This is a genomic window from Acinetobacter sp. YH12096, from assembly GCF_013419215.1.
In the GTDB taxonomy this organism is placed as follows: Bacteria; Pseudomonadota; Gammaproteobacteria; order Pseudomonadales; family Moraxellaceae; genus Acinetobacter; species Acinetobacter amyesii.
In genome coordinates this window covers 21,977-30,265 of sequence record NZ_VPAM01000041.1, presented here as the reverse complement: position 1 = coordinate 30,265, position 8,289 = coordinate 21,977, and the positions used below count along the sequence as shown (strand labels likewise).

General features: G+C 38.9%; 8 protein-coding genes and 1 pseudogene. 5 read left to right on the top strand and 4 right to left on the bottom strand.

Features of this window, described 5'->3' with window-relative positions; translation table 11 throughout:
• The 3 genes and pseudogenes from FTU36_RS14415 to FTU36_RS14405 form a co-directional block, all read left to right on the top strand.
• A pseudogene (locus FTU36_RS14415) lies at positions 1-108 on the top strand (IS5/IS1182 family transposase); the annotation flags it as partial.
• A gap of 45 nt (positions 109-153) precedes the next feature.
• Positions 154-660 (top strand): TIR domain-containing protein, encoded by a 507-nt coding sequence (locus tag FTU36_RS14410; RefSeq protein ID WP_180118378.1) that lies wholly within the window; start codon positions 154-156, stop codon positions 658-660.
• Positions 661-1,560, top strand: a complete 900-nt coding sequence (locus tag FTU36_RS14405) for a DUF4231 domain-containing protein (protein ID WP_180118376.1) — start codon at positions 661-663, stop codon at positions 1,558-1,560. It begins immediately after the preceding gene.
• Positions 1,561-1,611: 51 nt separating this feature from the next.
• Here FTU36_RS14405 and FTU36_RS14400 read toward each other — a convergent pair whose 3' ends face one another.
• Both FTU36_RS14400 and FTU36_RS14395 read right to left on the bottom strand, forming a co-directional pair.
• A complete protein-coding gene (locus FTU36_RS14400; protein ID WP_078192384.1) occupies positions 1,612-2,238 on the bottom strand; it encodes a superoxide dismutase in 627 nt (208 codons plus the stop codon).
• A 156-nt stretch (positions 2,239-2,394) separates the two neighbouring features.
• Positions 2,395-3,153: a Nif3-like dinuclear metal center hexameric protein gene (locus FTU36_RS14395; RefSeq protein WP_180118374.1), complete on the bottom strand. Its 759-nt coding sequence runs from the start codon at positions 3,151-3,153 to the stop codon at positions 2,395-2,397.
• 169 nt (positions 3,154-3,322) lie between these two features.
• Here FTU36_RS14395 and FTU36_RS14390 point away from each other — a divergent pair, with 169 nt between their 5' ends.
• Together FTU36_RS14390 and FTU36_RS14385 are read left to right on the top strand one after the other, a co-directional pair.
• Entirely contained in the window at positions 3,323-4,501 is a 1,179-nt protein-coding gene (locus tag FTU36_RS14390) for a S1C family serine protease (protein ID WP_180026344.1), read from the top strand.
• A gap of 186 nt (positions 4,502-4,687) precedes the next feature.
• Positions 4,688-4,945 (top strand): hypothetical protein, encoded by a 258-nt coding sequence (locus tag FTU36_RS14385; RefSeq protein ID WP_078191893.1) that lies wholly within the window; start codon positions 4,688-4,690, stop codon positions 4,943-4,945.
• Positions 4,946-5,049: 104 nt separating this feature from the next.
• Here FTU36_RS14385 and FTU36_RS14380 read toward each other — a convergent pair whose 3' ends face one another.
• Together FTU36_RS14380 and FTU36_RS14375 are read right to left on the bottom strand one after the other, a co-directional pair.
• Positions 5,050-5,436: a carboxymuconolactone decarboxylase family protein gene (locus FTU36_RS14380; protein ID WP_168379173.1), complete on the bottom strand. Its 387-nt coding sequence runs from the start codon at positions 5,434-5,436 to the stop codon at positions 5,050-5,052.
• A gap of 159 nt (positions 5,437-5,595) precedes the next feature.
• Positions 5,596-8,109 (bottom strand): acyl-CoA dehydrogenase, encoded by a 2,514-nt coding sequence (locus FTU36_RS14375; protein ID WP_180118372.1) that lies wholly within the window; start codon positions 8,107-8,109, stop codon positions 5,596-5,598.
• Between the last annotated feature and the right edge of the window lie 180 nt (positions 8,110-8,289).

Below are 8,289 nucleotides of genomic sequence, written 5' to 3'. Positions count from 1 at the left end.
AAAACCTTCAAAATTCTTGCTGAGCGATATCGCAATCGAGGCAAAAGACTAGCATTAAGATTCAATCTAATTGCTGGAATTTATAACTTGGAGCTGAGTGAAAAATGACTTATGAAAGAAATCTAATATATTCATGAGCAACTTGATGTTGATATGATTGATAAGTCTTTACATGAGCCAATTAAGTCAGAAGACGAAGATTACATCATGCGTAAGATTAGGGAGGATTACCTTAGTGATTCTACTGTAACGATCTTTCTTATTGGTGAATATTGTGCTGAAAATAACAATTTAGAAAATCAAAGATTTATCAAGAGGGAATTACAGGCATCACTTTATCACAGGCAAGGTAATACACGTAATGGTATTTTAGGTGTGATTTTACCTCCTATGATTAATAGGGTTTTACAAGGTAGTTATTATTGTAGCCAATGTAATGATTCACATAATAGTGTAAATATAGGTGATGAAACGGTCATTAGTGAATTTTCATACAATTACTATATTCCTCAAAATGGTAAATGCTCTTGGTTGGAAGAGGATAGATATTGTGTCTTAACAACTTGGGAGGAATTTATTAAAAATCCTAATATCTACATTGAATATGCATTTCAAAAAAGAAACTTACCGATAGCTAATAAAACTAGAGTTAGACCATAAATGGAACAAAAAGATTTTCCTTGCTATTTTATTGCTGGTGATAATGCATCATTGAAAGCACAAAAATATTATCTACGTTTATTCAGGTTAGATTTAATATTAATGTGTATTGCATCAATAGCTACAATATATAGTTTTAATGAAATTGAATTGCGTAAATATATATATTACGTAGTTTTTTTCTCTATAGCAGGAGCATTGATTACTTCATTAATACTGAAAGTTAAAAGATATGAGGATATTTGGTATAGGGGGAGGGCGTTAGCTGAATCTTGCAAAACTTTAACTTGGAGATATGTAACATGTTCTGAATTTTTTGAAAATACACTTACTGCTAGCGAGGCTAAAAAAAGATTTATTAGTAGAATCAAAGAAATAAGTAATCAATTTCAGGATATCTCTAAGGAACTTAAATCGAAAGATGTATGTAAGAATATAATTACAGATAAAATGATAGAAAATAGACTATTGCCAGTTGAAGAAAGGGAAAAAATATATTTGAAAGAAAGGGTTGAGGATCAATTAAGATGGTATTCCACAAAATCTGAACTAAATAAAAAGAAATATTCTAAATGGTTTTGGATAGTGATTATTTTACAAATAATAACTTTGATTTGTGCATTTTTACTAATTGAAAATCCAGAAAGTAATTTTAATTGGGTATCTGTTCTAACAACATTTAGTGCAAGTGGACTCAGTTGGCTTCAAGTGAAAAATTATCAAGAAAATAAAGAAGCATATTTAACCGCGACCTCAGAGTTAAATCTTATTTTAGCTGATTATGAAAGTTTGGATAAAAGTCAAACAAATAGAGAAATTGAATTTTCAAAATTTGTTCTAGATGCAGAAAATGCAATGTCTAGAGAGCACACAATGTGGTTGGCTCAAAAAAGAAAGTAAAAAATCACCCATAAAGGGTGATTTTTTCGACTTTTGAATAAGTTTTAAAACTTATTTTTCAACGCCAGCAGCTTGACCTGCATATTTAGCGTTTGCATAGTCCCAGTTCACTAGGCTTTCTAAGAAAGTAGAGATGTATTTAGGACGAGCGTTACGGAAGTCGATGTAGTAAGCATGTTCCCAAACGTCGATAGTCAATACTGCAACTTTACCGTGAGCAAGTGGAGTGTCAGCATTTGAAGTTTTAAGGATAGAAAGGTTACCGTTTACTTCGTCAGCAACTAACCAAGCCCAACCTGAACCGAACTGAGTTGCAGCAGCATTTGCAAATTCTTCAGCGAATTTTTCGTAAGAACCGAAAGCTTCGTCTATTTTAGCTGCTAAAGCGCCAGTAGCTTTACCGCCACCGTTTTTAGCCATACAGTTCCAGTAGAATGTGTGGTTCCATACTTGAGCTGCATTGTTGAAGATACCAGCTTTAGAAGCATCGCCTTTAACAGCAGTGATGATTTCTTCTAAAGTTTTGCCAGCAAGGTCAGTACCTTCAATTGCTTTGTTTAGGTTAACCACATAAGTATTGTGGTGTTTGTCGTGATGGTATTCTAAAGTTTCTTTGCTGATGTGCGGAGCAAGATCTTCGTAACCGTAAGGTAACGCTGGTAAAGTAATCGTTGTCATGTTTTCAATTCCTTGCATTTTGCTGGGTTTTGACATTAAGTGCCGTTATTGTAATAGATTCTTGCAGTAAAATGCGCATTGCTTATAAATAACAATACAGAATAAAGCCTGAAAATATACGTATAAGGACTGAGTCAAAGACCAAGACGATTTAAATTAAATCGGGTTATTTAATTCGAAATAACTATACTCAATATTGAACTGTTCTGAAATAGCTTTCGCGAGTCGTTGTACACCATAACGCTCGGTTGCATGATGCCCACATGCATAATAATGCACGTTTAATTCTTGAGCCTCGTAAAAAGTACGTTCACTCACTTCACCTGAAATGTACGCATCACAATCTAATGCAGCCGCTTTACCGATAAAGTCCTGTGCGCCGCCTGTACAAAAACCAATTTTTTGAATAGAGGGTTTATCTGCAGGCAGGTGAATGGCATCAAATCCTAATCTTTCAGAAACGAACTCTTTAAACGCCGCTGGAGTCATGGCTTGTTTTAAATAACCAACATTGCCAATAGGATTGCGTTCAGTAGGATCTAAAGCTTCAATATTTTCTAATTCGAGCAAATCTGCTATCGCTGCATTATTACCTAAAGTAGGGTGACTATCTAAAGGTAAGTGATAACCAACGAGTGAAATATCGTTTTTGATCAGGCTTTTGATGCGTTTGCCGCGCATACCAGTGATTGGGTAAGCTTCACCTTTCCAAAAATAACCATGGTGTACCAATAGCAAATCAGCTTTTTCTGCTATCGCGGCTTCAATCGCTGTTTGTGATGCGGTAACTGCACATAAAATTTTATGCACTTCTGCTAAGCCTTCAATTTGCAAGCCGTTGGGAGCATAGTCCTTAAATTCATGTGCTTTGAGTGTGCTGTCACACCACTGAATAATTTCACTTAACTGAGCCATATATTGTCCAAAATCTCAAAGAGATGAATCAAAATTTACGATTGTTTAAATTGTAACTAAAGAATCACAAATCTCTGTATTTATTTTTAATTTTGTTGAAAAGATTACATTACAATACGATATAAATTATTTAGCCATCAATGAATTATAAAATTTAGAGGATATAGACGTGCGTCGGACCTTTACATGGTTACCTTGGGTATTATTAATACTTGTGATCATCGGTTTCTTTACATGGCAACAGGTTCAAAAACCTAAAGCACCCATTGCCCCAGATGGGGTTAAAATGCCTGCAGAAAAGGTTGAGCCCCTCATCGATACGTCGCGTACAGGCGGTGTAGTTTCGTATAGTGCTGCGGTAAAAGTTGCTGCTCCAGCGGTTGTCAATATTTTCACTACGCAAAAAGTGAAACAATTGGATCATCCTTTATTAAATGATCCTGTTTACCGTGAGTTTTTTGGTAATCAACTTCCAGATCAAACCAATCAAAACGAAAATAGTTTAGGTTCAGGTGTGATTGTTCGTCCAGATGGCTATATTTTGACGAATAACCACGTGATCGCACAGGCCGATCAGATCGTTGTGGCTTTACATGATGGTCGTCGTGCTGAAGCGAAAGTTGTGGGTACAGACCCAGATACAGACCTAGCTGTGATTAAGATTGAAATGAGTCAATTACCGGTTTTGCCATTTAAGCTAAGTGGCAATGAAGTCGGTGATGTCGTCCTAGCGATTGGTAACCCTTTTGGCGTGGGTCAGACGGTTACGCAAGGGATTATCTCAGCTACAGGTCGTTCAGATTTGGGAATCAACACTTACGAAGACTTTATTCAAACAGATGCTGCGATCAACCCCGGCAACTCTGGTGGTGCTTTAATTGATGTTGCAGGGAACTTAATTGGTGTAAATACCGCGATCTTCTCGCAGTCAGGTGGCTCTTTGGGGATTGGTTTTGCCATTCCTGCAAAAGTATGTCAACAAGTGCTGAACGCTATTTTAAAAGATGGGCGAGTGGTTCGTGGTTGGTTAGGTATTAGTTTACTTCCAATTAAACAAGAAAATATTTTAGATCCACGGGTGAATGGTGTGATTGTCGCAGATGTCATTCGTAATGGACCTGCAGCACAGGCAGGTTTAAAACGTGGTGATAAAATCGTGAAAGTGAATAATGAGCTGATTACCTCGACCTCACATTTAATCAATTACGTTGCACAACAAGCGCCATTGAGCACTATGCAAATTGAGATTGAGCGAGACGGAAAGGCGATGACATTGCCGGTACAAGTGGGAGAGCGTAAACTGCAAACTCAAAACAGTGACTCGCAATATATTCCATTACCCCGCTAGCATAGAAAATCCCTCGTCATGAGGGATTTTTTTTGAGTTCCTTTTTTTGTATATCGCTTTGAAGAGCTTCGTTTGCGCCAAACAATGCGCTTTGAAATTGAAATATCAATTACAAAAATGCATTGCACGCTTTGCTGAATTTGGCTTAATTTATAAGCAATAATAATCAGATAAGCGTATAAGAATATGAGCTTTTTACCCGCTGAACATGCCAAAGTTTTATCCAGTCAAGCCAATTTAGATATCGCCTTATATAAGACACGTTTGGCTTTGCTGATTGAGGAAAATGCCAAACAGGGGAATACCGCCGTATTTACGGTTTTACCCAAGCATTTAGCTTTAGAAGAGATTCGAAGTTTATCTGCTGAGCTTACAGAATTGGGATATCAAGTTCGATTTGAAGTGAATGAATTCTTCTATAATTTTAATGTCTACTGGATTTGATTCGGGATTCACTGCATTTAAGGTCCTAAGTTAAAAACAAGATGAAACCCTTTAGAAAACCACGCTAAGCGTAGTTTTCTAAAACTGTTTTATAACGCAGTAACTTATTTAGATTTTTGATAGTCATTAATGACTTCAAGTGCCGCACGAAAGGCTTCTTGAGTCGCCGGTGCGCCACAATATGGCAAACTATGAAGTAACACTTCCTGAATTTCTTCTACAGTCGCCCCATTATTTAAAGCACCTCGGACATGACCCTTGAGTTCTGTTGGACTTTTTTGTGCAGTTAAAAATGCAATGGTAATCAGTGAGCGATATTTACGGGGTAAAACGCCTTCACGCTGCCAAGTTGAACCCCATGCATGCTCATTAATCCAATCTTGCAAAGGTTGAGTAAATGGCACGGTATTGTCTTGAGCACGTTTAACGAAACTTTCACCCATAACTTCAGTACGAACTTTTAAGCCATTTTCATAATCTTGTTGTGACATGTAGCAAACCCTCTGTGATGTAATTTTGCAGTACAGCCTATACCTTTGACTCTGCGATACCATTGGCTGATGGTCGTATAAAAAAGCCATCCCATTGTTTAAGAATGGAATGGCTTTTATTTTGAGAAAAATAAAGCTTAAAAGCGATGCAGAAGCTGATTAATAACGCAGGAAGGCTTCTGGTTCATCATCGGTGTGTTGTTGCTTTTTCACTTCTGGTGTAACGGTTAAATGTGGATTGGATAACTCAAGTTCGTGGATGAGCTGCATGTCAAATACATCTGTGAGCATGCTGTCATAGCGTTGAATGTTGTAAGTGCTGAGCTGTTCAGCTTCGGAGGCAGTAATGACTTTTTGTGCAATTGCATCGGCTATATGTGCTTCAAAAGTTAAACCTTTGAATTGACCTTTAGATTCAGCTTTTTTAAATTGGTTCCACAGCGGTTCAATTTTTAACAGTTGTAAAAAGGCATTTTCCATACGACCAGAAACTTCATCTGCTGCTGTGCTGTAATACACGTGCTTTTTCAGTTCTTGGCGGAAAGTATTGTCTAGCATCATTTGAGTGGCAACTTCACGTTTTAAACGGTCTGTCGGTTTAGCAACAACTCGTCCAAACGGAAAGCAGATGATTTTTACTATACTTGCGGCTAGTCGCATTGGGAAGTTGTCAAATAAGCCCTGGAAAGCTTTTTCAACATTGTACAAAGCTTTATCTAATGCAAGTTGCGCATGTAATTGTTCAGCTTCACTTCTTTGACCTTGTTCATAATATTTAAGAATAGCCGTCGCGATAAATAAATAAGAGTGAATGTCTGCAAGTCGGCCCGAAAGCATTTCTTTACGTTTAATATCACCGGCTAATAGGCCAAGACACATATCTGCAGTCAGCGCGAAATCGGCACTGAATCGATTAATTTTTTTATAGTAGGGGCGGCTAAATTCATCTGCTGAAGCTGGTGAGTCGGATGGGCCACCTGTGAACGCATAAGCAAAGGCGCGTGCAGTTCGGTTAAAGGTATAGCCTAAGTGCTTAAAGAGCATTTCATTGAATGTATTGAGTGCAGCGTTTTTATCTTCGGCTTGAAGTAATTGTAGCTCTTCAAATAAATATGGATGGCACCGCATTGAGCCTTGTCCAAAAATCATCAGAGAGCGACTTAGAATATTGGCACCTTCGACAGTAATTGACACAGGAATGGCCTGATAATTCAAAGCTAAAAAATTACGAGGTCCCATTTGCACGGCACGTCCACCGACGATGTCCATGCCGTGATTAACTACTTTACGCATGGTTTCAGTGGCATAGTATTTAGCCATTGCGGTCATCACAGCAGGTTTGCCGCCTTGGTTTAAACCACAAGTCACCAAATAGCGAAATGCTTCAAGCATGTAAGCGTCTGATGCGATATCACTCGATGCTTCTTGCACACCTTCAAAATTACCTACAGAAATTTTAAACTGCTGACGAACTTTGGCAAATGCACCAACATTTAAATATGCCATTTCTCCGGCTGCCGTTGATAACGCAGGGAGTGAAATACCACGACCGACCGCTAAACATTCCATTAGCATACGCCAGCCTTTGCCGGCATTTTCAATCCCACCAATGATCCAATCTAAGGGAATAAAGACATCTTTGCCTTCAACTGTCCCATTCATAAACGGTGAGCCTGGATTATGACGAGGGCCTGTAATGACACCGTCATGACTCGCCGGTAGCAGCGCGCAGGTGATGCCATATTCCGTTTTATTTTTATCTCCCAATAAGCCATCTGGATCGTATAACTTAAATGCCAGACCAATGACGGTGGCAATCGGTGCAAGGGTAATCCAGCGTTTAGAGAAGTTCATGTTTAAGCCGAGCACCTGTTGTCCCTCAAAGGTGCCATAACAGACGACACCTGTATCTGGAATGGCGCCTGCATCTGAGCCGGCTTCAGGGCTGGTGAGTCCAAAACATGGGATTTCTTCACCTTTGGCAAGGCCTGGGAGATATCTATCTTTTTGTGCTTCAGTACCATAGTGTAGTAGCAATTCCCCCGGTCCAAGAGAGTTGGGCACCATACAACTGACTGCGGCAGTGAGTGAGCGAGATGCAATCTTGCTCATGACACGGCTTTGTGCATATGAACTAAATTCACGGCCCCCGTAAGATTTTGGAATCACTAGTCCTAAGAAACCATTATCCTTAATGAATTGCCAAGCTTCTGGTGGGAGGTCTTTATGTTTATGGTGAATATCCCATTCGTTGAGCATGGCACAAAGTTGTTCGACTTCATTATCAATGAAGGATTGTTCTTCAGCACTAAGCTGAGGATAGGGATAAGCCTCAAATTTTTTCCAATCAGGCGCGCCCATAAATAGCTCTTTTTCCCACCAACTTGTTCCTGCATCCAACGCTTCACGTTCCGTAGTACTCATATTCGGCATCGCATTTGCTAAGGTTTTATAGGCAGGTTTGGTGAGTAGATTGAGCCTCAGTGGATCAATCAACACAATTAAACTTAAAGCAATAAGCGGGATGCCAAGTATTAATGACCATGGGCTTAAAAAGGCGAGTGCAATTGAAACGAATATCAGTGTTATCGCGCCTACAGCTCGTGAAAGTTCAAAGAAAAAAACGGCCCAAAGAGCAAAAATAAAGAGTACGGCACTGAGTATAAATAGCATTTGTTATGGCTCCAGTGACAAGGGCCAGAGCGTTATGCGTTTAAAACAGCCTACATGCGTTTAAAAATGATCTCATCTTTTGTCTTTCTGATTTTAAAGTGCATGAGACTGTCAAAATGGCATCACTCGGCTGGTGAGTGTGATTGGAAAATTGCGCGAATAATGAACGCGCAGATAACG